The 24,629-nt window shown below is 73.2% G+C and carries 25 protein-coding genes; 15 read left to right on the top strand and 10 right to left on the bottom strand.

Annotated elements, in window-relative coordinates:
• Window positions 1-127 precede the first annotated feature (127 nt).
• The 4 genes from ABTY04_RS09450 to ABTY04_RS09435 are packed head-to-tail and all read right to left on the bottom strand — an operon-like array spanning window position 128 to window position 3,839.
• Window positions 128-1,237 carry an aryl-sulfate sulfotransferase gene (locus ABTY04_RS09450; RefSeq protein WP_352212756.1) on the bottom strand — a complete coding sequence of 370 codons (1,110 nt, stop codon included), beginning with the start codon at window positions 1,235-1,237 and terminating at the stop codon, window positions 128-130.
• A 27-nt stretch (window positions 1,238-1,264) separates the two neighbouring features.
• Window positions 1,265-2,266 (bottom strand): ABC transporter substrate-binding protein, encoded by a 1,002-nt coding sequence (locus tag ABTY04_RS09445; RefSeq protein WP_352212755.1) that lies wholly within the window; start codon window positions 2,264-2,266, stop codon window positions 1,265-1,267.
• A 50-nt stretch (window positions 2,267-2,316) separates the two neighbouring features.
• A complete protein-coding gene (locus ABTY04_RS09440) occupies window positions 2,317-3,051 on the bottom strand; it encodes an ABC transporter ATP-binding protein (RefSeq protein WP_352212754.1) in 735 nt (244 codons plus the stop codon).
• A complete protein-coding gene (locus tag ABTY04_RS09435; RefSeq protein ID WP_352212753.1) occupies window positions 3,048-3,839 on the bottom strand; it encodes an ABC transporter permease in 792 nt (263 codons plus the stop codon). Before ABTY04_RS09435 ends, ABTY04_RS09440 begins: the two co-directional genes overlap by 4 nt.
• A 128-nt stretch (window positions 3,840-3,967) precedes the next feature.
• Here ABTY04_RS09435 and ABTY04_RS09430 point away from each other — a divergent pair, with 128 nt between their 5' ends.
• Window positions 3,968-4,543 carry a helix-turn-helix domain-containing protein gene (locus ABTY04_RS09430; protein WP_352212752.1) on the top strand — a complete coding sequence of 192 codons (576 nt, stop codon included), beginning with the start codon at window positions 3,968-3,970 and terminating at the stop codon, window positions 4,541-4,543.
• 88 nt (window positions 4,544-4,631) lie between these two features.
• Here the strand turns inward: ABTY04_RS09430 and ABTY04_RS09425 are convergent, their stop codons facing one another.
• The gene (locus ABTY04_RS09425; protein WP_352212751.1) at window positions 4,632-5,351 is read right to left on the bottom strand and encodes a glycoside hydrolase family 16 protein; all 720 of its coding nucleotides are present in this window, start codon (window positions 5,349-5,351) and stop codon (window positions 4,632-4,634) included.
• 73 nt (window positions 5,352-5,424) lie between these two features.
• Entirely contained in the window at window positions 5,425-5,829 is a 405-nt protein-coding gene (locus tag ABTY04_RS09420; protein WP_352212750.1) for a DUF5997 family protein, read from the bottom strand.
• A gap of 58 nt (window positions 5,830-5,887) precedes the next feature.
• Between ABTY04_RS09420 and ABTY04_RS09415 the strand changes: the two genes are divergently transcribed.
• Complete coding sequence (locus tag ABTY04_RS09415; RefSeq protein ID WP_352212749.1) at window positions 5,888-6,670, top strand: LysR substrate-binding domain-containing protein; 783 nt, start codon at window positions 5,888-5,890, stop codon at window positions 6,668-6,670.
• 61 nt (window positions 6,671-6,731) lie between these two features.
• On the opposite strand, the gene ABTY04_RS09410 is transcribed toward ABTY04_RS09415, so the two are convergent.
• The 3 genes from ABTY04_RS09410 to ABTY04_RS09400 form a co-directional block, all read right to left on the bottom strand.
• Entirely contained in the window at window positions 6,732-7,472 is a 741-nt protein-coding gene (locus ABTY04_RS09410) for a PP2C family protein-serine/threonine phosphatase (RefSeq protein ID WP_352212748.1), read from the bottom strand.
• Window positions 7,473-7,536: 64 nt separating this feature from the next.
• Window positions 7,537-8,670 carry a site-2 protease family protein gene (locus tag ABTY04_RS09405; RefSeq protein WP_352212865.1) on the bottom strand — a complete coding sequence of 378 codons (1,134 nt, stop codon included), beginning with the start codon at window positions 8,668-8,670 and terminating at the stop codon, window positions 7,537-7,539.
• Window positions 8,671-8,778: 108 nt separating this feature from the next.
• A complete protein-coding gene (locus ABTY04_RS09400) occupies window positions 8,779-9,135 on the bottom strand; it encodes a hypothetical protein (RefSeq protein ID WP_352212747.1) in 357 nt (118 codons plus the stop codon).
• Window positions 9,136-9,495: 360 nt separating this feature from the next.
• Here ABTY04_RS09400 and ABTY04_RS09395 point away from each other — a divergent pair, with 360 nt between their 5' ends.
• The 3 genes from ABTY04_RS09395 to ABTY04_RS09385 are packed head-to-tail and all read left to right on the top strand — an operon-like array spanning window position 9,496 to window position 13,967.
• The gene (locus ABTY04_RS09395; protein WP_352212746.1) at window positions 9,496-11,619 is read left to right on the top strand and encodes a hypothetical protein; all 2,124 of its coding nucleotides are present in this window, start codon (window positions 9,496-9,498) and stop codon (window positions 11,617-11,619) included.
• Window positions 11,620-11,669: 50 nt separating this feature from the next.
• A complete protein-coding gene (locus tag ABTY04_RS09390; protein WP_352212745.1) occupies window positions 11,670-13,316 on the top strand; it encodes a type 1 periplasmic-binding domain-containing protein in 1,647 nt (548 codons plus the stop codon).
• A 60-nt stretch (window positions 13,317-13,376) separates the two neighbouring features.
• The gene (locus ABTY04_RS09385; RefSeq protein WP_352212744.1) at window positions 13,377-13,967 is read left to right on the top strand and encodes an NIPSNAP family protein; all 591 of its coding nucleotides are present in this window, start codon (window positions 13,377-13,379) and stop codon (window positions 13,965-13,967) included.
• A gap of 33 nt (window positions 13,968-14,000) precedes the next feature.
• Here ABTY04_RS09385 and ABTY04_RS09380 read toward each other — a convergent pair whose 3' ends face one another.
• Window positions 14,001-15,014: an alpha/beta fold hydrolase gene (locus ABTY04_RS09380; RefSeq protein WP_352212743.1), complete on the bottom strand. Its 1,014-nt coding sequence runs from the start codon at window positions 15,012-15,014 to the stop codon at window positions 14,001-14,003.
• A 284-nt stretch (window positions 15,015-15,298) separates the two neighbouring features.
• On the opposite strand from ABTY04_RS09380, the gene ABTY04_RS09375 reads away from it, so the two are divergent.
• The 10 genes from ABTY04_RS09375 (at window position 15,299) to ABTY04_RS09335 (ending at window position 24,628) form a co-directional block, all read left to right on the top strand.
• The gene (locus ABTY04_RS09375; RefSeq protein WP_352212864.1) at window positions 15,299-17,068 is read left to right on the top strand and encodes an enoyl-CoA hydratase-related protein; all 1,770 of its coding nucleotides are present in this window, start codon (window positions 15,299-15,301) and stop codon (window positions 17,066-17,068) included.
• A 91-nt stretch (window positions 17,069-17,159) separates the two neighbouring features.
• Window positions 17,160-18,218, top strand: a complete 1,059-nt coding sequence (locus ABTY04_RS09370) for an NADH-quinone oxidoreductase subunit B family protein (protein WP_352212742.1) — start codon at window positions 17,160-17,162, stop codon at window positions 18,216-18,218.
• Between the two features lie 97 nt (window positions 18,219-18,315).
• Entirely contained in the window at window positions 18,316-20,100 is a 1,785-nt protein-coding gene (locus ABTY04_RS09365; protein ID WP_352212741.1) for a nickel-dependent hydrogenase large subunit, read from the top strand.
• Window positions 20,097-20,618: a NifU-related iron-sulfur-binding protein gene (locus ABTY04_RS09360; RefSeq protein WP_352212740.1), complete on the top strand. Its 522-nt coding sequence runs from the start codon at window positions 20,097-20,099 to the stop codon at window positions 20,616-20,618. Before ABTY04_RS09365 ends, ABTY04_RS09360 begins: the two co-directional genes overlap by 4 nt.
• 50 nt (window positions 20,619-20,668) lie before the next feature.
• A complete protein-coding gene (locus ABTY04_RS09355; protein WP_352212863.1) occupies window positions 20,669-21,304 on the top strand; it encodes a DUF5947 family protein in 636 nt (211 codons plus the stop codon).
• A complete protein-coding gene (locus ABTY04_RS09350) occupies window positions 21,301-22,017 on the top strand; it encodes a DUF6084 family protein (protein ID WP_352212739.1) in 717 nt (238 codons plus the stop codon). Before ABTY04_RS09355 ends, ABTY04_RS09350 begins: the two co-directional genes overlap by 4 nt.
• Window positions 22,014-23,435, top strand: coding sequence for a hypothetical protein (locus tag ABTY04_RS09345; protein WP_352212738.1), 1,422 nt, complete (start codon window positions 22,014-22,016; stop codon window positions 23,433-23,435). Before ABTY04_RS09350 ends, ABTY04_RS09345 begins: the two co-directional genes overlap by 4 nt.
• Window positions 23,432-23,962, top strand: a complete 531-nt coding sequence (locus ABTY04_RS09340) for a hydrogenase maturation protease (RefSeq protein ID WP_352212737.1) — start codon at window positions 23,432-23,434, stop codon at window positions 23,960-23,962. Before ABTY04_RS09345 ends, ABTY04_RS09340 begins: the two co-directional genes overlap by 4 nt.
• 9 nt (window positions 23,963-23,971) lie before the next feature.
• Entirely contained in the window at window positions 23,972-24,073 is a 102-nt protein-coding gene (locus ABTY04_RS41110) for a DUF6893 family small protein (RefSeq protein ID WP_502996596.1), read from the top strand.
• Window positions 24,074-24,220: 147 nt separating this feature from the next.
• The gene (locus ABTY04_RS09335; protein WP_352212736.1) at window positions 24,221-24,628 is read left to right on the top strand and encodes a hydrogenase maturation nickel metallochaperone HypA/HybF; all 408 of its coding nucleotides are present in this window, start codon (window positions 24,221-24,223) and stop codon (window positions 24,626-24,628) included.
• Window position 24,629: the final 1 nt, after the last annotated feature.

The following is a 24,629-nucleotide window of genomic DNA, read 5'->3' as shown; positions in this document are numbered from 1 at the left end:
GTACGGATGCCGCATACCCGGGTCCGTGGCCGGAGGCGGTCTCCCGGGCGGTGGCAGCGTCCTCGGACGACTCGGCCTCGGGGACCGGGAAGCGGATCACGGGAATGCGGCGGTCTCGTTGCCCCGGTCAGAGCCAGGGGATCTGCCCGGCCGCATAGCGATAGGCGCGGAAGACGGAGTTCTGTGCGCCGCGCGAGGACTCCAGCCCCACGCCCTGCCCGAACGCGCCGAACTCGGGGACCACGTACTCCCACACCACGTCGCCGCCGGGGGTGACCTCGAAGAGCCTGCCGAACGAGCCCTCCGCGATGAAGGTGTTGCCGTTGGGCAGGCGCTGGGCGCTGGACATGTACGGGCTGTAGAAGTTCTGCGGCGGGTTGTCCTCGTACGACCAGACCTCGCGACCGGTGCGCGGGTCGAGTTCGAGCACCCGCGAGTACGGGACGGACGTCGTGTCCCGGTAGGTCCCGTTGTCGAAGACCAGGACATGGCCGTTCGCGAGCTCGTGCGGGTAGTGCTGCTGGGCCAGTACGCCGGGACCGATGCTCCAGCGCACCGAGCCGTCGGCGCGGTCCACGGCCACGGTGGTGGATGCACTGCGGAACCCCACGACGATGCCGCCGTCGGCGAGTTCGTTGACCGTGTTCGCCATCGGCCAGTGCTCGCGCGCGAAATGCCGGTTCAGCGGCACCTGTTCGGGATCGAGGTGCTCGATGGCAGCCCACCGCCAGACGATCTGGCCCTCCCAGGTCAGCTCGTACACGACGTCGCCGTAGACCACCCCGCCCGGGGCCTCCGAGCCGGGAATGCCACCCCGGATCCGGGCCGTGTGCGCCGGCTCCAGGGGCTCGACGCCGAGGAGGATCAGGTTCCCGTTGGCCAGCACCGAGGCGTCGTGGTGGTGGAAGGGGTGGCGGACCTCGCGCACGACGGTGCCGTCCGGGGCGAGCTCCTGGAGGATGCCGCCGTGGTAGACGTCCCAGATGGGGAACAGGGTCGGGCCGCCGGTGTCCTTGCCCTGGTAGAAGAGGTTCCCGTTCGGCAGGAGCCGGGCGTGGCGGCCGGGCGGGTGCGGCGGGGTCCACGTGTGGACGGCTTCGCCCTCGATGTCGACGAGGCGGACCTCGCCGGGCCCGGCGATCGGGGTGTACAGCGTGTAGCCGCCGAAGCTCCGCTCGGGATCGTGGGCGCGCAGGCCGAGGCCGCGGCGGCGCAGTGTGTTCTGGTCGATGCTCATGGTGGTTGTCTCTCGGTCGGTTGACGGTCAGCGGGACACGGTGACGGCGGCCGGATCGGCGGCCTTCAGCGGACCGGGGTGCAGGCGGCCCAGCAGCGAGGCCCGGTCGGCCGGGCCTGGCAGCCCCTGCGCGGCCTTCGCCCAGGCGGCCTCCTCCTGGAGCTGCGCCAGCAGCTCCGCCGACAGCGTCCCGCCGTACGCGTACCGGGGCTCGAAGGCCTCCACGTAGCCGGCCTGGAGGGTGCCCTTGGACTGCGCGAGCACGGCCCGCCGCGCCCCGGCCGGGTCGGCCGCGCGCTCGCGCTGGGCGCGGAGCAGCGCCCGGAGCACCGCGCCGGTGCCCGCCTCGCTCGCCGACGGGCCCGCGACGAGCAGGGTCCGCGCGGTGTACCCGGTGAACGGCACTTGCGCGTAGCGCTCCCCGAGGGCGGTGCGCGCGGCGTCGTAGAAGCCGGGGAAGGTGACGCCGGCGTCGATGTCCCCGCGCGCCAGCGCCGCGGGGACCTGGTTCGGCGCGAGGTTGACCACCGTCACGTCCGCCGCCGCCAGCCGCACCGACCCGAGCATCCGCGACAGCGCGTACTCGACGTTCGTGCCCTGCGGTACGCCCACCTTCCGGCCCCGCAGCGCCTGGAAACCGGTGATGCCCCGGTCGGTACGGGTGAGCAGGCGCCAGTCGGTGAACCGCGACAGGTCGGCGACGATCCGCAGGTCGCGCCCGCCGAGTGCGGCGGTGACGGCCGGCAGATCGCCCACGACGCCGAGCTGCGCCTGGCCGCCGAGCACCGCGTTCAGCGCGTCACGGCCGGTCGGCAGCGTGGTCACGCTCGCGTCGATCCCCTCGGCCGCCCACAGCCCGTGCTCCTGTGCGACGTAGAGGGGCGCGCCGCCGAGATGGTCGCTGCCGACGAGGGTGACCGTCGCGCGGCCGCTCCCGCCCGCGGTGTCGGGGCCGCCGGAGCAGCCCGTGGCGAGCGAGGTGAGCAGGGCGGCCAGCAGTACGGCGGCCGCCGTGCGGTGTCCGGGCATGGTGCGGGTCCTTCCTCGGGTCTTCTTCCGTGCCTGCGGCCGGTACGCGCTCACGCGGCACCGAGCCGGCGCGCGATCAGCGCACGCAGATCGGGGTCGGGCGGGCCGTCCGGCACGGTGTGGTCGGCGAGCACCCGGCCCGGTGCGCCGCCCAGCACCACGACCCGGCCGGCCAGCGCCAGTGCCTCGTCGATGTCGTGGGTGACGAACAGCACGGTGGTGCCGGTCCGCTGCCACAGCTCCCGCAGCAGTGCTTGCATCCGGGTCCGGGTCAGGGTGTCGAGCGCCCCGAACGGCTCGTCCATCAGCAGCACTTCGGGCTCGGCGGCCAGCGCCCGGGCCAGCGCCACCCGCTGCTGCATCCCGCCGGACAGCTGCGCGGGGTACTTCTCGGCGCCCTCCGCGAGCCCCACCTCGACCAGCGCTTCAAGTGCTCTGCGGCGCCGCTGCGCGCGGGGCAGCCCGAGCCGCTTGAGCGCGAACTCGACGTTGCCGCGCGCCGTGCGCCACGGGAACAGCGCGTACTGCTGGAAGACCACGCCGCGATCCGGGCCGGGTCCGGCCACGGGCACGCCGCCGACGCTCACCCGCCCGGCCGTGGGCCGGACGAAGCCCGCGACCGAGCCGAGGACCGTCGACTTCCCGCATCCGCTGGGGCCGAGCAGCGCCGTGAACGACCCCGCGGGGAGGTCCAGTTCAATCGGATCCAGCACGGGCACCGCCGCCCGGCGCCGGGTGCCCCCGTACGCGACGGACAGCTCCTCCAGCCGCACGCCCCGGCTCATGACGTGCCCCAGTGCACGAAGCGGCGGCCGATCGCCGCCAGGACGAGGTCGACGCCCACCCCGAGCAGTCCGAGGACGAGGAGGCCGGCGAACATCCGGTCCACCCGGAGGAACTGGCCGTCGACCTGGAGCCGGTAGGCCAACCCGCTGTCGGCGCCGCCGAGTTCGGCGGCCACCAGGGCCAGCAGTGCCACCGAGGCCCCGTACCGCAGGGCCGCGAGGAGCGCGGGCGCAGCGGCGGGCAGCAGCACCTCGGTGAACCGCCGGTGCAGCGGTGCCCCGAGGGAACGGGCCGCCCGCAGATGGGTCACCGGAACGCGGGACACTCCGTCGTGGACGTACAGCCACACGGCCAGCAGGACGGCGTACGCGATCAGCAGCCGCTTCGCGGTCTCGCCGATGCCGAACCACGCGGTCGCGAGCGGCACCAGGGCGATCGCCGGAACGGGCCGCAGGAACGACACCACCGGCGTGACGGCGGCGGACAGCCGGGGCAGGTAGCCGGTGGCGAAGCCCAGCGCGCCGCCGACGGCGGAGCCGAGCGCGAAGCCCAGCCCGGCCCGGGCCAGGCTCGCACCGAGGTCGGTGGCGAGGGTGCCGCTGCGCGCGTCGTCGGCGAGGGCGGCGGCGGTCTGCGCGGGCGTGGGCAGCAGCCCCGGGGCCGCCGCGCCGGACCAGGCTGCCAGGGACCACAGCGCGAGCACGGCGCCGGCCGCACCCAGGGCCGGGCCGAGCCGGCCTGCGACCCGGCCCGCGGTCCGGCCCGGTGGTGAGGGGGTGGCGTGCACGCGAGGACTCCTCGTTCGTCGATAAGTGAGGTCAATAATTGACGACGCTTATGAACGAGGTGTTGCAGCAGTACGAAACCTCCCCGGGCCGCCCGGCCCCTGATCCCCGATGGGGTACGTTCACCTGCGTGTCCCGACCCGAACCCACGCGCGAGGCGGTCGAGGTCGGCCGCGTGATCCGGTCCTGCCGCAAGCAGCGCGGCGTCTCCATGGCCGTGCTCGCCGCCCGCTCCGGCCTCTCCCAGCCCTTCCTCAGCCAGCTGGAACGCGGCCTCGCCACGCCCAGCCTCAGCTCGATCTACCGGATCGCCGAGGCGCTCGACGTGACCCCGGGCACCTTCCTGCGGCCCCCCGGCCGCCCGGGCACGGTCAGCCACGAGAGCGACCCGCAGGTGATCCGGGTCAGCGAGGCCGCCGGCCAGGTGGCGCGGGTGCTGATTCCCGGCGGCCGCAGCGGGCTGATGGAGGCGTACGAGCACCACTTCGAGCCGGGCCGGGGCGAGCGCGGCTGGTTCCGGCACCCCGGTGAGGACTTCCTCTACGTCCTGGAGGGCGAGATCGTCCTGGAGGTCGAGGACGAGGAGCCGCTGACCCTGCGGGCGGGCCAGAGCGCCCACCACCGAGGGGAGGTCCCGCACCGCTGCCGCCTGGCCGGCCCGTCGGCACCCGCGGCCCGCGTGCTCCTCGTCATCGCGAACGGATAGGACCTGCCGCCTGTAGTGCTTTGTCCGGTGGTCTCGTGGGGCTGCCGGCACCCGCCGGCCGCGCAACCGATCTGCCCGGACAGCACGCCTAGCCGCGGTACACGCGCAGATCCGAGACCTCGTAGGACATCTCGGAGACGTCCGGGCCGGGGGCCGGGTGGTAGCGGCCCGCGCACACGGACAGGTTCACGATGATGTACGCCTGCCAGCGGCTGCCCACCCCGCTGAGGTCGGCGTACACACGGACGCCGTTGACGTACCAGACGACCGAGGTCGCACCGAACTTGACCTTGAGGTCGACCCAGGCGCCGGGCCGCACGGCCGGGTCGCGGAAGTAGAACGAGCCCCCGCCCCGTACGTGGTTGGACATCTCCAGCAGGTCCGGGTTGTCCGGGTGGTACTCGAAGACGTCGACCTCCTGGCCGCCGTCCCGCCAGGTCCAGATCGCAGGCCAGGCGCCGACCGCCTCCGGCAGTCTGACCCGGGCTTCCAGCACGTCCTCCGCACGCAGCAGGAAACCCTCCTCGCTGCCCTCGGTGGTCAGCAGTCCGGTGTTCCAGTTGCCGTCCGGCCGCCGGGTCGCGCGGAAGGTCCCGCTGCGGCTGTAGGAGGGGTCGTCGACGAGGTGATCGAGTTTGTCGTCGCCCGGATTGACCGGGCCGCCGTCGGGATAGGCCCAGGAATGCCCGGCGACCCACCGGGACGTCGAGCCGAAGTCGGCGGAGAAGACGAGTGTGCTGGTGCGCCGGAATTTGGCGAGGAGTTGCGAGATCACCCCGCAGGTCTGCCCGAGGCACGCCGTCCGCATTCCGGTGACCTTTACCCGAAAGGTGCGCGATGGGGCACTTCGAGGCAGCCCGGTGCCCCCCGGCGCACGTGGTTCAGGAGCCCGACTGCTGCAGGCGCTCGGCGCGCTCCGCGTGCTTCTCCTTGATCCGGACCGCTTCCTTGCGGACCTCGGCCTGGGTGGCGCGCTCCTTCTGGAGCCACTCCGGGTTCTCCTGCTTCAGAGCGTCGATCTGCTCCGTGGTGAGGGCCTCGGTGACCCCGCCGCGCGCGAGGCCGGCGATCGAGACGCCGAGCTTGGCCGCGACCACCGGCCGGGGGTGCGGGCCGCTCCGTCGCAGTTCCTGCAGCCACTGGGGCGGCTCGGCCTGCAGCGCGTTCAGCTCGCTGCGGGTCACGACACCCTCCTGGAACTCAGCGGGGGTGGCTTCGAGGTACACACCCAGCTTCTTCGCCGCGGTGGCGGGCTTCATGGTCTGGGTGGTCTTGTGCGACGTCATGGGGTCAAGGGTATCGAGCATGTGCGCTACTTCTGACCACGGCCGGTAACCTGGCCGGGTGACAGGCTCGGAAGCATCTCCCTCGTTCCGGCTCGCGTACGTCCCCGGAGTGACGCCCAGCAAGTGGGTGCGGATCTGGAACGAGCGCCTGCCCGGCATCCCGCTGACCCTCCTCCAGGTGTCCGCCGCCGAAGCCCCCGACGTACTGCGGGGCAGCGGGGCCGACGCGGGGTTCGTGCGGCTGCCGATCGACCGCACGGGCCTGGCCGCCATCCCCCTCTACACCGAGACCACGGTCGTCGTGGTCCCGAAGGACCACGTCGTGGCGGCCGTGGAAGAGGTGTCCGCCGGGGACCTGGCCGACGAGATCGTGCTGCACCCCCTCGACGACACCCTGGACTGGGAGACCCTGCCCGGCCGGCCCGCGTTCGAACGCCCCGCCACGACGGCGGACGCGATCGAGCTGGTGGCGGCCGGCATCGGCGTCCTCGTCGTTCCGCAGTCCCTCGCCCGGCTCCACCACCGCAAGGACCTCACGTACCGGACGGTGACGGACGCCCCGGAGTCCCGGGTCGCACTGTCGTTCCCCGACGGCGAACCCACCGACCTGGTCGAGGAGTTCATCGGGATCGTGCGCGGCCGCACCGTCAACAGCACCCGCGGCCGCGCCCAGACCCCCGCGCAGCCGAAGCAGCGCAAGCGCCCCGAGGCGGCCGGGAAGCCCGGCGGCAAGAACCCGCGCGCCGGCTCCGGCGGCGGGTCCAAGGGCGGCAAGGGCGTCGCCAAGGGTGGCAAGGCCGCCAGGAACGCCAAGGGCGGCAAGCCCCGCGGGCGGCGATAGCGCAGGCGCTCCACCCGCTCCGGGGGCGGTCGCAGACGCCCCCGGGGGCCGCGGCGGCCTGCTATGTGCCGATCCTGACCAAGGCCAGCGTGATGTTGTCCGGGCCCCCGGCGCCGATGGCGGCCCGCCACAGCTCGAACGCGGCCTTCCCGTCGTCGTGCACCCGCAGCAGCTCGTCGAGCTCCTCGGGCGGTACCGGGTCGGTCAGCCCGTCCGAGCACACCAGGTAACGGGCGCCGGCGGGCAGCGGCTCCGTCGAGACGTGCGGGGTGATCCCGCTGCGCCGGCGGGCACCGCCGAGCGCCTGGGTCAGCAGGGACGTGGTGCGCTGCCCCGGCTCCAGCGGCGGGTTGTCGTCCACGCTCACCTGGCGGACCTCCTCGGCCGTGGCGTCGAGCACCCTGCTGTCGCCGACGTTGAAGGAGATCAGCGAATCCTCCAGTACGACGGCACCCGCCACGGTGGTGCCCATGGTGGCCAGCTCCGGATCGCTGTCCGCGGCCGCGTACACCGCGTGGTTGCACAGGGCGAGCGCCTCGCGGACGGCTCCCTCGCTGTCCAAGGACGGACCGAGCATCGCGAGTTGGCGTACGACCAGCGCACTGGCCACCTCGCCGGCGGGCTGTCCGCCGATCCCGTCGGCGACCGCGACGACGAGCGGCGCACCGATCGGGAACACGAAGGTCTGCGGATTGCGGGTCACCCCGGCGCACAGCGTCCACGGCCCGACGACGAGGCTGTCCTCGTTGTGGTCGCGCACCAGCCCGGCATGGCTCAGGGCGCTCACTGCTATGTACGTCATCGCACCCCCATTGTCCCGCCCCGGGCCCGAAGGCGCCCTCGGAGCCGCCCGGGCGCAGACCCGCTCATCCGGGCTCGCGGCCCCCGCCCAGTGCACGCCGCTGCATGAGCCGGGTGATGTCCTTCGCGGTGACGATCCCCACCAGCAGGCCCGCGTCTAGCACCAGGACCGGCAGCCCGGTTCCCGGCCGCAGCCCCTCCAGGGCCTCGCCCAGCAGGTCGTCCGGGGCGGCGACCGCGCACCGCTCCAGCGGGGTCGCCACATCGCGCACCCGCAGTTCCTCGCGCCGAGCCTCCGGGATCGGGGCCAGCCCGCGTACGTGCACCACCCCGCTGGGGCGGCCCTCGAAGTCGAGCAGCGGCAGCGCGGAATGCCGGGACCGCACGGCGACCTCGTCGATGAACCGCCGCACGCTCAGCCAGTCGGCACCCGTGGCCACCGGGCTGGACATGGCATCGGCCACGCGCACGCCGTGCAGCGCCGCGCGCAGCACGGCCTGCTGGCGCTCCGCGCCCGCGACGAACGCGATGAACAGCCCGATCATGACCAGCCACAGTCCGCCGGACGACCCGCGCAGGAAGGAGATCCACCCCGCGGCCATCAGCAGGACGCCCATGACCTGCCCGCTGCGCGAGGCCGCGCGCTCGGCCCGCTCCCGGTCGCCCGTACGCCACCACAGAAGCGCCTGGAGCACCCGCCCGCCGTCGAGCGGAGCGGCCGGCAGCAGGTTGAACACGGCGAGGAACAGGTTCGTCCAGCCGAGCCAGACCAGGACGGCGGCGGGCACCGCCCAGCCGAGCAGCGCATGGAGCCCGAGCCCCGCGCCGAGTGCGGCGCCGCCGATCACCAGGCTGGTGAGCGGGCCGCTCACCGCCACGGCGAAGGCCGCCGCCGCGGTCTGCGGCCGGCCCATCCTGGTCATCCCGCCCAGCGCCCACAGGGTGACGTCCTCGACGGAGATCTTCTTCCTGCGGGCCGTCGCGGCGTGCGCCGTCTCGTGCAGGAGCAGGCTGCCGATGAGCAGCAGTGCCCCCACGGCACTGGCGAGGGTGTACACGGCGTTCGAGCGCCCCGGAGTCCACACGGGGAGGGTCTGGCGGCCGAGCCCGTACGCGAAGAGCACCACCAGCACCGGCACGCTCCAGTGCATGCGCAGCGGCACCCCGACGACACGTCCGATGAGGACCGAGCCGTTCATCGACGTCTCCTGCCGGCTCGGCAGCGGTTTCACACACCCCATTGTCACTCCGGGGCGGCGGACCCGCGCCGGAGCGGCCCCGGCCCGCGGGCGGCTCCGGCGCGGGGCTCAGCTCCCCGCGGCGGCGGGAGCGGCCGGGACCTCGTCCAGCTCCCAGGCGTGGCGCTTGAACTCCCGCACGAAGTCGCCGTGGTCCTCCCACTGGCGGGCGATACCGCGCAGCACGTCCCAGTGGTGCTCCACCGACTGGTCGATGACCCGGCGCAGCGCGGGCTCGGCCGTCGCCCGCTTCTCGATGAGCCCCTTCACGGCCGAGGCCTCCAGCACCGCGTTGCGCAGGGCACGCAGTGCCCGGGAGGTGTCGTCCATCGCGAAACCGCGCTCGCTGCCGGTGGCCTCGTCGAACAGCGGGGTGAGCCGCGCCTCGATGAATGCGGTGATCCGCTCGAAGTGCTGCACGTCCATCAGGGCTCCGTCTCCTGCCGCGCGCGATGCGGCCCGGCACATTGGTGTTGCGTCTGCTTCCACGCGATCTGGCTGCTCGCGGCGCGGATGCAGAATATCGGGTGAAGATCGGCCGGAGACGGGCGGCGGGGGCGGAGGGTGTCCACGACGACACGGCCCGGTGCCGGTGCCCGCCGCGTTCCGCGCCGTCCCGGAATTCCGGGAAAGGGATCCGGTGCATTCGCCGTCGCTCCGCGTCCTCCCGGTGTTACCTTCCGTGTCGTCGGCGCGTACGTCGCGATTCGGCTGGGGGGCGGGGGAATGGTGAGCGCAACGGCGGAGCTCGGCCATGCGGAGGGGACCGACGCTTTTCTTCGGCACATGATCTGGCGCCATCCGGACCAGCGGCAGCCCGTCGTGGCGCTGCTCGGGCCCCGGCAGTCGGGCAAGACCACCCTGCTCCGCTCCCTGTCCCAGGGGTGCGGCTCCACGGTGGTCCATGCACACCTCGACTTCCACGAGAGGCCGCTGGACCCGGTGTCCGCCGCGGCCCTGGTGGCCTTCCAGATGATGCGCGGCTGGGACACACTGCGCCACAGTCCCGTCTTCCACCGGTTCGCCCTCGGGCTGCTGGCCCTCAACGAGAACCTGGAGCCGGACCGGTCCCGCGCCACGGACCAGATCAGAGGGCTGATCCAGGAGTACACGCGCAACACGCGCCACGGCAGGTTCGCCAACCGGCTGCAGCTGGCCGTGGACACCACGATGGACGTCGTGGCCACCGGCGCGCTCAGCCCGCTGGTGCAGGGGCAGGCCCGAGAAGTGGTCACCGCCGTACGGGACCAGGCCCGGCCGGTGATCGGAACGCTGCTGCAGAGCACCGCGCGCTGGGGCCTGCGCGACGCCCTGCGCTGGCACGTCGGCATCCCGGAGGCGGAGGCCGCCGGCTCCCTGGACGCGCTGATCAGGCTGAGTTCCGCGTCGCGGTCGGCCGCGGTCGGGCCGTTGCTGGCCGCCTTCCTCGCGGACGCCAAGGACCAGGCGGAACGGCACCGCGCGCTGCGCTCCGCGTGCTCCTGCGAGCTGCCGGAGGAGTACGCGGGCCGGGCCGCCCGGCACGACCACGCGTGGGTCCTCCTCGTGGACGGTGCCCAGACCCCGGCCGGACGGCGGTTCCTCTCCGCCCTGATCGCGGCGCGCATCCGCAACGGGCAGACCGGGCGGGACCCGGGAGCCGCCGCCGACCCGCTCGTCGTCCTGGCCGCGTGCGACCAGTGGCAGCCGGAATGGACCACCCGCTGGTGCGAGCCCTGGCGCACCACCCCGCTGCCGGACACCCAGCAGCGCCGCGTCCCCCTCCTCACCCAGGCCACCCGTACGCGCTGGACCCGGCAGGACGAGGCGGGCCCCGGACCGGACCCCGCCTCGGCGGCGCAGTACTGGTATCCGGTGTGGCTCGATCCGATGTCCGAGGAGCGGGTCTCGTACGTCACCGACGACTCCGCGTCCCTCGCCGCACCCGTCGCGGCGTCGGTCGTCCACGCGCTCACCGGCGGCCACTGGGGCGCCGCCGTCACCGTGCAGGACCAGCGGGAGAGCACTCAGCCGGACGCGGAGACCGCCGTACCGGAGAGACCCCTGGCCACCGCGGTCGACGCGAACGGCAGACCGCTGTGGGCGAGAGCCCTGGAGACCAGCCTTCCCGAAGGGCTCGCCGCGCCCGCGCCGGGACGGGCCGACCCGCCGCCCGCCGTACTGGCGGCCGCCTACCTGGCGGACATGCGCACCGCAGACGACCCCCGGGTACCACCGGAGATAGCGGACCTGCCCCGCAGCCTGGAGCTGTTACGCCGCAACCTGTGGGTCAGCACCTTCTTCCACCGCCCCTCGCGGATCCGGGAGGTCGGCTGGGGCGAGGCGGACAGACCCGCGGTGCTGCATCCCTGGCTGAGCCGCTGCGCGCTCACCGCGCTCTCCGCCGCGCCACCCACGGGCGCCGCCGTTGCCGCCGCAGCGGAAGGGGAACGGCCGGCCGACCCCTGGCGCGAGGTCTTCACCCGCCAGTCCCAGGCCCTGGCCTCCCTCGCGGCCTCGCACAACGGCTCGGGCGGCGTCGCCCGTGAGGAACAGCAGCTCTTCTACGACCTGGCCCTGGGCGGGTTCGCCCCCGTGGCCGAGGCGCTGGCCCACCGGTTCGACCGGGACCACCGCGCGTGGGTGCGCCTTCTCGACTACCTGGCGTCGGCGCCGTGCCGCCTGGCCCACGAGCTGTCCGCCCAGCAGGCGTACACGATCCTCCTCGCCGGATTCGAGCAGACCGGCCGGGACGTCGTGGCGGTCGCCACGGCCAAGCTGCTGGCCCTGCTGTGGCTGTACAACGATCCGCTCACCGAGCGCAGCCGACGCTGGGACGCCCAGATCGAAGAGGGCTTCGAACGGCTCTCGCACAACTCCCGCCTGCTCGACGTCAGCGCCCTCCAGCAGGCGGGCGCGCTCTTCGCCTGACCCCCTCCGCGCCACGCACCGCGTGGCCGGGCGCACCGCAAGGAGTCCTCATGCCCGCAGGTGTACGCAACCCCCGGCTCGGCCGGCTGCGCCGCCATCCGGTGCTCTCGCTGACCGCCGCCCTCCTCCTCCTGGCCGGTGCCGTGCTCGGCGGCAGATGGGCCTACGGCGTGCTGTTCCCGCCCGCCCTGTCGTGCGGTCCCGGCATGACCGCCGTCGGCACCCCGCGGGCGTGCGTGGGCGTGAACCTCGCCACCACGCCCTTCACCAAGGGCGAACCGGAGCGCATGCGCAAGCTGGAAGACACGATCCGCACCGCCAACCAGGCGGTGAAGGGGAACTCCACCAGCGTGGTGCTGATGCTGAACCTCTCACCCGTCGAAGACGTGGACACGCTGACCTACGAGTCCATCTACCACAACATCGAGGGCGCCATAACGGCCGTCTGGCGTGCCGACAACACGGCCGCATACGGCAGTACCCCCGGCGTCAAGCTGTACCTGGCCAACATGGGCAGCCAGTACGCGTCCTGGCAGGAGACGGTCGCGAGCATCAAGAAGAACGCGGAGTCCGAGCACATCTCGGCGGTCGTCGGACTGGGCCAGAGCACCGAGCAGACCCGGCAGGCCGCCGCGGCCATCTCCTCGCAGCTGCACATCCCCGTCATCGGATCGACGGTCACCGGCAATTCGATGAACGTCGACCCCTCGGACCCGGCGGGCAAGCGGCCGATCCCCGACATGTTCCGGGTCTCGCCCACCAACACCGACTCCGTCATCGCGGCCAACCAGTACGTGACGGGGCTGCGCCCGGCCGTGACCTCGCTCGCCGTGGTGGCCGACAGCGTCGCCGACGACGACTACACGGCCACGCTGGCGGCGGAGGCCAAGACGCGTTTCCAGGCGCCGGACCGCACCGTGACGGTGCTCCCGTACACCTCGCCCCGCGACCTCCCGCGCGGCGCAGGCCGCCAGGACTACCTGATCCAGCAGTTCAACCTGATGCACGCCAACCTCTGCCAGGCGGCGCCGTCCGTCGTGTACTTCGCCGGACGGGGCCGCGACCTCGGGGCCTTCGTGCAGAACTGGGTTCAGGGCACGCCCTGCGGCATCGCGCAGCTGCGCATCCTGGTCGGGGACGACGCCTCCGAGGCCATCCGCGACGAAGCGGTCCTCAAGGGGGTCGCCTCCGGCCGGGTCACGGTGGCGTACACGGCACTGGCCAGCCCGGACGAATGGGGGACCGAGTGCCCCGGATCGGACGCCAAACGCAACTACGACCAGTTCTGGTCGGCTTTCACCGGGCGGCCCGACCCGTGCACGAAGCAGCCCCTGGCCACCAACCGGGCCGGCGCGGCGCTCCTGTCCTTCGACCCCGCGGACCTCGCCAGCGGGCAGGCGATGCTCACGCACGACGCCGCCGTCGCCGCGATCAGCGCGGCCCGGCACGACGAGGCGGGGCTGAAGAACCCGGGTCTGGAGACCGGCATCCTGCACCAGTTCTACTGCGCCCAGATGCTCCCCGGGGCGAGCGGCTGGCTCTCGTTCGGCCCGGACGGCAACCCGGTCGGCAAGCCCGCCCCCATCGTCCAGCTGGGACCGGACGGGACGACGAACACGGTCACCCTGGCCTGGCCGAGCTCCGCCCCCAACCTGAGCCTCCCGCAGCGCGGCGGCACCGGCGCACCGGGCTGCTGACGGGACCGAGGACCGGTCCACTGACGGGAGATGTCAGTGGACCGGTCCTAGCCTGCGGGAATGATCGTCGAACTTCGGCAGTACACCCTGCACCCGGGCGCCCGGGACACCCTGATCACCCTCTTCGAGCGCGAGTTCGTCACCGGGCAGGAAGCGGCGGGCATCACCGTCGGCGGGCGGTTCCGGGACCTGGACGACCCGGACCGCTTCGTCTGGCTGCGCGCCTTCCCGGACATGGAACAGCGGGAGCGCTCGCTGCGCGCTTTTTACGGCGGCCCCGTCTGGCAGGAACACCGCGACCGGGCCAACGCGACCATGGCGGACTCCGACGACGTCCTGCTGCTGCGCGGCCCCGGGTTCACGGCCCCGGCCGGCACCGGTCCGGTCACGGCGACCGTCTGCCACCCGCTGGCCCCGGCCTTCGCCGGTCACTTCGAGCGGAGGCTGCGCCCGCAGCTGACCGCCGCCGGCTTCGCGCCGGCGGCGGTCCACCGTACGGAGCACGCCCGGAACACCTTCCCCGCCCTGCCCGTACGCACCGGCGAGGACGTCCTGCTCTGGTTCACGGCCGGGGAGGCGCCGCCCCTCCCGGACCTCTCCGCGCACCTGGCCCGCAGTCCGCAGTACCTGCGGCTCGCGCCGGTCGGCTGATCCGGACCGCCCGGCAGCCGACCCGCCGCCGGCTCAGTGGCAGAGCCGCGAGACCCGCTCCAGTTCCTCCGCCAGCAGCGCCGGGTCGCGGGGGCCGATGTGCGGGGCGGCCACCGACCGCACGCGGAAGCGGTTGTGCGGGGTCAGCTCGTCGGCCTCCCTGATCATCAGGTCCTGGAGCGCCGGCGGGATCGTCCGGTCCTCGGTGAACCGCACGAACGTGCGCGGGATCCGGCCCCAACGGTCGGGCAGGCCCCGGGAATCGGCGGCCCCGATCGCGGCCGACTCGTCGGGCTCCAGGGTGTTGAGCAGCACCCGGACCTCGGCGTCGGTGTAGTCGGCGCCCAGTGCCTCCTTGGCGGCCCGGAAGAACACCGGGTCGTTGGTCCGCCAGTTGACCCGGCTGACGCCCAGCTCCGGCGGCGTGGGGACCGGGGTCATCTTGAACACGCCGCTGGAGGCCGCCTCCGGGGTGGTCATCAGCTCTGCCACCGAGGCCCGCTTCGCGGGGCAGAAGGCCGAGACGTACACCAGGTGCGAGATCAGCTCGGGCACCAGGTCGGCCACCGCGTTGAGGGTGGCGCCGCCCAGGCTCTGCCCGGCCAGGACCACCGGGCCGTTGCGGTGCGCCCGCCGCACGACGCCGGCCACGTGCTCGGCGCAGTCGGACAATGTCACCTTGCCGATGGGGGAGGGCTCCGTGCGCAGCCGCTCCAGGTCCTGCGGGGCCTGGTAAGAGAGCGGGAAGTACGCGCCGGTGCCGTGCCCGGGCAGGTCGACCGCGATGGCACGCTGCCCGCGAAGCCCCAGCTCGGCCAGTACGGGCGACCAGCCGTACGAGTTGCTGCCCGATCCGTGGACCAGGACGAAGGTGACCGGGCCGGAGGGGCGGGGGGCCGCCTCGGCCGTCGCCGCTCCGGCTCCCACCATCGCGACCGCTCCGGCGCCGGCCACCGCCGCCTTCAGGGCGGCGCGGCGGGACTGCCCATCGCTGCCGTCGGCCGTCCGGATGCCTGCCGTATCGCGCTTTCCACTTAAGTTACTCATGAGTAGATAGTACGGGGCCGGGTGGGCACCGCTTCGGCCCCCCCCGGAGGGGGAGTGCCCACGGCCGCCGCCGGTGATCGGCAGGCCGCGCCGCCGGTCCGCCCGCTCCGGCGCCGGGGCGTCCGGCGTGCGCCTTCCGTCCACCAGGTGGCGGCCCCGGACGCCCCTTCCGAGTGACACCCCCCGTAGGTCGCCCCGGCCCGCGCACGCCGGTGGCCGACGATCTCCAGCGGCCGTACCTGTTCCGGCCGCAGCTCGCCGAGGGCCGGACGCTTGGAGATCACGTGCACATCCTGCTCGCCGCCAGTGCGTTCAACAGTCTCACTCAGCGTGTACACGCCGAACTGAGGGACCGCGGGCACAGTGTGGCGGTCGAGCTCGCCCTGCCAGGGGTCTCCCTCGCCGAAGCCGTCGACGGGCACCGGCCGGACCTCGTGCTCGCGCCGATGCTCAAGACGGCCATCCCCCGGGAGGTCTGGTCCGCCCACACCTGCCTGATCGTCCACCCGGGGCCCGTCGGAGACCGCGGACCCTCCTCGCTCGACTGGGCCATCACCGAGGGCGCGACCCGCTGGGGCGTCACCGTCCTGCAGGCGGGTGAGGAGATGGACGCGGGCGACGTCTGGGCCACGGCGGACTGCACGCTGCCACCCGTCGGCAAGAGCGACGCGTACCGCGGCGAGATCGCCGACGCGGCCCTGGCCGCCGTGCTGACCGCCGTCGACCGCGTCGCCTCGGGCACCTACGTCCCGCAGCGCCAGCGATCCGGCCGCGCCCGGCCGTACCTGCGCCAGGAACAGCGCCGGATCGACTGGGACAACGACTCCACGGAGAGCGTCGTGCGCGCGCTGCGCGCCGCCGACTCGCAGCCCGGCGTACTGGACGAACTGCCGGGCGGCCGGTGGTACCTGCACGGCGGGCACCCCGAGGACCGGCTGCGCGGCCGGCCCGGAGAACTGATCGCCACCCGGGCGGGTGCGATCTGCCGGGCGACCGCCGACGGCGCCGTGTGGATCCCCGAGCTGAGGGCCCGGCGCACGCCCGGTGAGCCGGCCCCCGTCAAACTCCCCGCCACCCTGGCCCTCGGCGACCGGCTGCCGCCGCTTCCCGAGATCCCCGCGCCACCGTACGCCGACGCGGGCCCGCGCACCTGGTCCGACATCACCTACCGGGAACAGGGCGGAGCCGGCTTCCTCACGTTCTCCTTCCCCGGCGGCGCGATGAGCACCACCCAGTGCCGGCGCCTGCTCGCCGCCTACCGGGAGGCCTGCGCCCGCCCCGTCTCCGTCCTCGTCCTCGGCGGCGGCCGCGACTTCTTCTCGAACGGCATCCACCTGGGCGTCATCGAGGCGGCCGCCGACCCGGCCGAGGAGTCCTGCGCCAACATTGACGCGATGGACGACCTGGTGGAGGCCGTGCTGACCACCACCGACCGGTTCGTCGTGGCCGCCCTCGGCGGCAACGCGGCCGCCGGCGGGGTCATGCTCGCCCTCGCCGCCGACGAGGTCTGGTGCCGCAGCGGCGTGGTCCTCAATCCGCACTACCGGCTGATGGGGCTGTACGGATCCGAGTACTGGACGTACACGCTGCCCCGCCGCACCGGTACCGGCGTCGCGGAGCGTCTCACCGCCGACGCCCTGCCGATCAGCGCCGAAGCCGCCCGGCGGCTCGGGCTGGTCGACCGCACGATCGACTGCGGCCCGCAGGGCTTCGCGGACGAGACCGCCCGGCTCGCCGTCCGGGTGGCGGACTCGTCCGCCGTCCGGTCCCGCATCGCCGGCAAGAAGGCCCGCCGCGAGGTCGACGAGAGCCTCAGGCCGCTCGCCGCCCACCGGGAGGCGGAGCTGGCACGGATGCGCGAGACCTTCCGCGACCCGCAGGCCCCGTACCACGCCCTGCGACGCGCCTTCGTACGCAAGGACCCCCCGGACCGCACCCCGGTGCACCTGGCGCGGACCGTCCCCGGACGGCGCACCGCGACCCTGCCCTCCCGACGGTCCGGAGTCACTGGACCGGCCGAACAAGACAGAGCACCGGGCCCGGCCGGCTGCTAGCAAGAAGGGTGAGGCCGGCGCGCGGCGCCTGCCCGTCCCCCCTCCCCAGCCCCACCCACCCCCCCGCATCCCTCCCCAAGGAGCGATCCTCATGGATGCAGCAACGCCGAGCACGGCAGTAGAGGACCCCCCGATCCACATCCTCTGGATCAACGCCGGACTGAGCTGCGACGGCGACTCGGTGGCCCTGACGGCAGCGATGCAGCCCAGCATCGAGGAGATCGTCACGGGCGCCCTCCCCGGCCTGCCCAAGATCGCCGTGCACTGGCCGCTGATCGACTTCGAGTGCGGACCGGTCGGCGGCGCCGACACGTTCATCGAATGGTTCTTCAAGGGGGAGCGAGGGGAGATCGATCCCTTCGTGCTCGTCGTCGAAGGCTCGGTCCCCAACGAGAGGATCAAGCCCGAGGGCTACTGGTGCGGCTTCGGCGACGACCCGGAGACCGGTCAGCCCATCACCACCAGCGAGTGGATCGACCGCCTCGCGCCCAAGGCCCTCGCCGTGGTGGCGATCGGCACGTGTGCCACGTACGGCGGCATCCACGCGATGGAGGGCAACCCCACCGGCGCCATGGGCGTCCCCGACTACCTGGGATGGGACTGGAAGTCGCACGCCGGCATCCCGATCGTGTGCGTCCCGGGCTGCCCGATCCAGCCGGACAACTTCTCGGAGACCCTCACCTACCTGCTGTACCAGGCCGCCGGCTCCGCCCCGATGATCCCGCTGGACGACAAGCTGCGCCCCACCTGGCTGTTCGGCAACACGGTGCACGAGGGCTGCGACCGGGCCGGCTACTACGAGCAGGGCGAGTTCGCCGACACCTACGACTCGCCCAAGTGCCTGGTCAAACTCGGCTGCTGGGGCCCGGTCGTCAAGTGCAACGTCCCCAAGCGCGGCTGGATGAACGGCATCGGCGGCTGCCCCAACGTCGGCGGCATCTGCATCGCCTGCACCATGCCGGGCTTCCCCGACAAGTTCATGCCGTTCATGGACGAGCCTCCGGGCGCGAAGGTGTCCGTCACGGCCAGCGGGGTCTACGGCGCGGTGGTCCGCAAGCTCAGGGCGATCACGGAGCACACCGTGGACCAGGAGCCCAAGTGGCGCCACGCGGGGCGGCAGCTGACCACCGGCTACCGCAAGCCCTGGTGACCGGGCCCGCAGCCCCGTATCCCTCCCGCTCCCGTCCCACCGCTCCGCCTCCAAGAACCTCAAGCCCCGGTCTCCCAGAAGGGTCACGGCAGACAAGATGACACCGAAGACGAAGGCGGCCGGTGACGGCAGCGGCCTGGTGGAGATGGCCTGGGATCCGATCACCCGGATCGTGGGCAGTCTGGGCATCCACACGAAGATCGACTTCAAGCAGAAGAAGGTCGCGGAGTGCTACAGCACCTCGTCCGTCTTCCGCGGCTACAGCGTCTTCATGCGCGGCAAGGACCCCCGCGACGCGCACTTCATCACCAGCCGCATCTGCGGCATCTGCGGCGACAACCACGCCACCTGCTCCGTCTACACGCAGAACATGGCGTACGGAGTGAAACCGCCCCACCTCGCCGAGTGGATCATCAACCTGGGCGAGTCGGCGGAGTACATGTTCGACCACAACATCTTCCAGGAGAACCTGGTCGGGGTCGACTACTGCGAGAAGATGGTCCGCGAGACCAACCCCGGCGTCCTCGAACTCGCCGAGCGCACCGAGGCCCCCCATGCCGGCGAGCACGGCTACCGCACCATCGCCGACATCATGCGCTCGCTCAACCCCATCGAGGGCGAGTTCTACCGCGAGGCCCTCCAGGTCAGCCGCTACACGCGCGAGATGTTCTGCCTGATGGAGGGGCGCCACGTGCACCCCTCCACCCTCTATCCCGGCGGAGTCGGCACCGTCGCCTCCGTCCAGCTCTTCACGGACTACATGAGCCGCCTCATGCGGTACGTGGAGTTCATGAAGCGGGTCGTCCCGCTCCACGACGACCTGTTCGACTTCTTCTACGAGGCCCTGCCCGGGTACGAGGAGGTCGGCCGCCGGCGCGTCCTGCTGGGCTGCTGGGGCGCGCTCAACGACCCCGAGTACTGCGACTTCACGTACGCCAACATGACCGACTGGGGACGGAAGATGTTCGTCACCCCCGGTGTGATCGTGGACGGCAAGCTGGTCACCAACGACCTCACCGAGATCAACCTCGGCATCCGCATCCTGCTGGGCAGCTCGTACTACGACGACTGGCAGGGCCAGGAGAAGTTCGTCACGCACGACCCGCTCGGCAACCCGGTCGACGCCCGCCACCCCTGGAACCAGCACACCATCCCCGCGCCGCAGAAACGGAACTTCGACGACAAGTACAGCTGGGTGATGTCGCCGCGCTGGTTCGACGGCAAGGACCACCTCGCCCTCGACACCGGAGGCGGCCCCCTCGCCCGCCTGTGGTCCACCGCCCTGTCCGGGCTCGTGCACACCGACTACGTGCAGGCGACCGGCCACAGCGTGGTCATCACCCTGCCGCGCACGATGACCAAGCCCGAGACCCGCTTCGAGTGGAAGATCCCGCAGTGGAGCAACGCGCTGGAGCGCAACCGCGCCCGCACGTACTTCCAGGCGTACGCGGCCGCCATCGCCCTGCACTGCGCCGAGAAGGGGCTCGCGGAGGTCCGCGCGGGACGCACCCAGACCTGGGAGAAGTTCGAAGTCCCGGACGAGGCCCTCGGCGTCGGCTTCACCGAGGCCGTACGCGGCGTGCTCTCCCACCACATGGTGATCCGCGACGGCAAGATCGCCAACTACCACCCGTACCCGCCGACTCCGTGGAACGCCAGCGTCCGCGACAGCTACGGCACCCCCGGACCGTACGAGGACGCCGTGCAGAACACCCCGATCTTCGAGGAGAACACCCCGGAGAACTTCAAGGGCATCGACATCATGCGCGCCGTGCGCAGCTTCGACCCCTGCCTGCCGTGCGGCGTCCACATGTACGTCGGCCAAGGCAAGACGGTGAAGCAGATGCATGTGCCCACCGGCCTGAGCGGACTCGGCGGATGAGCGCCGCGGTGACCGACGCCCGCGAGGCCGGCCGCCGGGTGGACGAGGTCCTCGACCGGCTCGCCGCCACCGGCGACCGCGCCGCCTGCGCCGCGGCCGAGGAACTGGTGCGCGTGCTCATGGACTTCTACGGGGCCGGGCTCGCCCGGATCGTGGAACGGCTCGGCGTGGAGCGCCTCGGCGGGCTGCTGGACGACGAGCTCGTCACCGGCCTGCTGGCCCTCCACGACCTGCACCCCGAGGACGTCCACACCCGGATCGCCCGGGCCCTGGACACCGTACGGGACCCCGTATCGCTTGCCGGCTTCGACGAGGCCACCGGCGTCCTGCGCCTGCGGTCCGAGCCGGGCGGCGGCTGCGGCTGCGGCTCCGCCGACGGTGTCGTCCCGCAGAGCGTCGAGGACGCCCTCGCCTGCTTCGCACCCGAGGTGACCGCGGTGGAAATGGAAACCGCCGAGGCACCCCGGCCCCTGCTCCAGATCGGCACCCGCCCGCAGGCCCCGGCGCGGGCCCGGTGAACGCACGGCAACCCTGGGCACCGGCGGAGCCGTGCACCGGCCCCGCCGGGTTGCGCGGCCCGCGCGGCCTGCGCCGCTTCACCGGGCCCCGGCCGCCCCGGACCGAGCGCTGCGAACTGTGCGCGGTGGCGGTCCCCGAGGACGGCCACCGCCACCTCGTGGAGGTCGAGAAGCGCACGCTGGTCTGCGCCTGCACCGCGTGCGCCCTCCTGTTCGACCGGCCCGGCGCCGCCACCGGGCGCCTGCGCGCCGTCCCCGACCGCTACCTCACCGACCCGGAACACCGGCTCGACGAGGGCGCCTGGGAGCGGCTGCGGATCCCGGTCGGCGTCGCCTTCCTCTTCCACAACACCGCCCTCGACCGGCTGGTCGCGTTCTACCCGAGCCCGGCCGGCGCCACCGAGAGCGAACTGGACCCGGCCACCTGGCAGGACGTACTCGGCGGCGGGGCGCTCGCCGCGCTGCTCGAACCCGACGTGGAGGCGCTGCTGTTGCGCCGCACCGAGGACCGCACCGAGTGCCACCTCGTGCCCATCGACATCTGCTACGAGCTGGTGGGGCGGATGCGGCTGCTGTGGCAGGGCTTCGACGGCGGTGCCGAGGCGCGCGCCGCACTGGAGGCCTTCTTCGAGCAGGTGGCGCGCCGGGCCAAGGTCCCGGCCGCGGCGGGGGAGGGCCGGCCGTGACCGATTTCAGGTTCGCCGTCACCGGGGTGCGCGCCGACCCGTACGCGGCCGGCCCCACCCTCGTCTTCCGGCTGCGCATCACCGCCTCCGCGGCCAGGCCGGACGAAACGGTCCGTGTCCACGCCCTCGCGCTGCGCTGCCAGATCCGCATCGAGCCGGCCAAGCGCGGCTACGGCACGGGCGAGGCCGCCGCGCTCCACGACCTGTTCGGCGAGCGGGCCCGCTGGGGGACCACCCTCCAGCCCCTCCAGTTCGCCCAGGTCGCGGTGATGGTCCCCAGTTTCACGGGGGAGACCGAGACCGACGTCGTCGTGCCCTGCACGTACGACATGGACATCGCCTCCGGCCGCTACCTCAGCGCCCTGGAGGACGGTGAGGCGCCGCTGCTCATGCTCTTCTCCGGCACGGCCTTCACCGGGGCCGGCGGCTTCCACGTCGAACCCGTCCCCTGGGACCGCGAAGCCCCGTTCCGGATGCCCGCCGAGGTGTGGCGGGAGATGGTCGAGCAGCACTTCCCGGGCTGCGGCTGGCTCCGCCTGCCCGGCGACACCATGGCGGACCTGCTCGCCTACCGCTCCCGCCACGCGCTCGCCTCCTGGGAGGCGACCGTACGGGCCCTGCTGGACGCGGCGGCCGCGGCGGAGCCGCCGCCCCCCGACCCCGCCTGGGCCGGCGCCGTACTGCCCCGGGCCGTCGAGAGGACGGCGCCGTGACCGCGACGACCCTGCCCGGATCCCGGTTCGCCGTCGCCCGGCAGGTGGCCGACGCCGTCCTCTTCGAGGGCTACGTGCTCTACCCGTACCGGGCCTCGGCGGCGAAGAACCGGCTGCGCTGGCAGTTCGGCGTACTGGTCCCGCCCGCCTGGGGGCCCGCGCACGGCGAGCACTCCTTCCAGCGCACCGAAGTCGTGATGGAACCCCGCGGCGCGGCCACCCTCGCCGTCGAGCTCCGCTTCCTGCACGCGCAGCGGCGTACGGTCGAACAGGCCCGCCCGGACGGCTCCTTCGAAGCCGTGCCCGAGCTGCACCTGCCCGACCGGGTCCTGGTCCCCTGGGACGAGGGAACCGAGGAACGGGTCGAGATGACCGTTCCCGTGGCGGAACTGGAGGAGGGCGAGGTCAGCCTGCCCTTCGCACGGCCCGCCCGCGAGGAGACCGAACCGGTGCCGGGCGCCGACGGCCGGGTGGTGGGCCGGCTGGTCCGGCGCACCGAGCGGGCCGACGGCGTACTGCGGCTGCGCGCGGAGCAACTGGACGTCCCGTACCGGGCGTTCAAGCTGACCGCCGTCGTCGAGAACACGAGCGACTGGGCCCCTGAGGCCGGCGGCGGCGACCGCGACGCCGCCCTGCCGCGCTCGCTGGTCGCGGCCCACCTCCTGCTGGGCCTCAGCGCCGGATCCTTCCTCTCCATGACCGACCCGCCCGAGTGGGCCAAGGCCTCCGTCGCGGCCTGCGCCAACCGGCACACCTGGCCCGTGCTCGCCGGGGAACCCGGCGGCGCCGACGTGGTGCTGTCCTCGCCGATCATCCTTGAGGACCACCCGGGCATCGCCCCCGAGAGCATCGGGGCCATGTACGACGCCACCGAGATCGACGAGATCCTCGCCCTGCGCACGGCGGCCCTGACCGACCAGGAGAAACGGGAGGCGCGCGGGACCGACGCCCGCGCGGCCGCCGTGATCGACCTGGCCGACACCATGCCCCCCGAGGTGCTGGACCGCCTGCACGGCGCGGTGCGGGCACTGCGGGAGGTCACCGGTCCCGGCGTGCCCGCCCCCGACCGGTTCCCCGAACTCCAGGACGAGGAGGCCGTGTTCAGACCGGAAACCCCCTGGTGGGACCCGGCGCACACGGACCCCGCCGCCCCGGCGCGCGACCGGATCCCGATCGGCGGGACCTCGGTGGGACCCGGCAGCCGGGTGCTCCTGCGCCCGGGCCTGCGGCGCACCGACGCCCAGGACCTGTTCCTCCACGGCCGCACCGCTCAGGTCGAAGCCGTCCTCCACGACGTCGACGGAGGAGTGCACCTCGCCGTCACCGTCGAGGGGGACCCCGGCGCCGACATCCGGCGCGAACAGGGCCGGTTCCTGTACTTCCAGCCCGATGAGGTCGCCCCTCTGGAGGACGTGTGAGCGGCCGCATCCTGATCGCCGGCATCGGCAACGTCTTCCTCGGCGACGACGGCTTCGGCGTCGAGACCGTCCGGCGGCTGACCGGGCCCGGGTGCGGGCTGCCCGGGCACGTCGAGGTGGCCGACATCGGGGTACGCGGGGTCCACCTCGCCTACCAGCTCCTCGACGGCTACGACACGCTGGTCCTGGTGGACGCCACCGCGCGCGGCGGAGCACCCGGCACCCTGTACCTGATCGAGGCCGCCGAGCCCGGCTCCGTCGCCCCGCAGAGCCCCGTGCTGGACGGGCACCAGATGTCCCCCGACACGGTGCTGGCCCTGCTGGACACCCTGTGCGCCGGCACCGGAGCCACACCGCCCCGGCGGATGTGGGTCGTCGGCTGCGAACCCGGCTGCCTGGAGGAGGGCATCGGGCTGAGCGCCCCCGTGGCCGCAGCGGTCCCCGAGGCCGTACGGATGGTCCTGGACCTCGTCCGCAGTCCGGGCGGGGAACCGCTCGCAGAAGAACACAACGCCGCCGCCAACTGAGGAGAACCCATGAAGAAGGCCATCATCGGCGGCACGGCCGTCGTCCTCGCCGCCGTACTGACGGCAGTGCTCCCCGACATCCAGCGCTACCTGCGGATCCGCCGCATGTGACCCGGCCGTCTCCGGTCTTCGGCCGGCCCCCGTTCCCCGTCCGATGCCCCGGCGCCCGAATGGCGTACGGGGCGTCGGCGCGTCGGCGTGCCCGACCGCCCCGTACGGCGCCGGCCGGTCTAATGAGCCCCGGCAGGACGGAGCCCCATGCACGAGATGTCGATCGCCGTGGCCGTGGTGGGCCAGGTGGAGGAAGCCGCCGAGGCGGGCGGCGCGACCGCCGTCACCTCGGTCCGGCTCCAGGTCGGGGAGCTGGCCGGGGTGGTGCCCGACGCCCTCGCCTTCTGTTTCGAACTGGCCTGCGCAGGAACGCTCCTGGAGGGCGCCGAACTCGTGACGGAACCGGTTGCCGCCCGAGCGCACTGCCGCTCCTGCACGGGCGACTGGGCCGTCGGCATGCCGCCCCGGCTGGTCTGCCCCGGCTGCGGGCAGGCCGGGGACGTCGAACTCCTCTCCGGGCGCGAGCTGCAGATCCTCAGCGTGAAGTGGGAGGACGGCCCCGCCCGTGTCCGGCCCCCAGTCCCCGCCCGCGAACCGATCTCCGAGGAGAGCTGAA

Origin of the sequence: Streptomyces sp. NPDC097981, from assembly GCF_040302565.1 — a bacterium.
Classification (GTDB): domain Bacteria; phylum Actinomycetota; class Actinomycetes; order Streptomycetales; family Streptomycetaceae; genus Streptomyces.
This window is presented reverse-complemented; position numbering and strand designations above follow the sequence as displayed.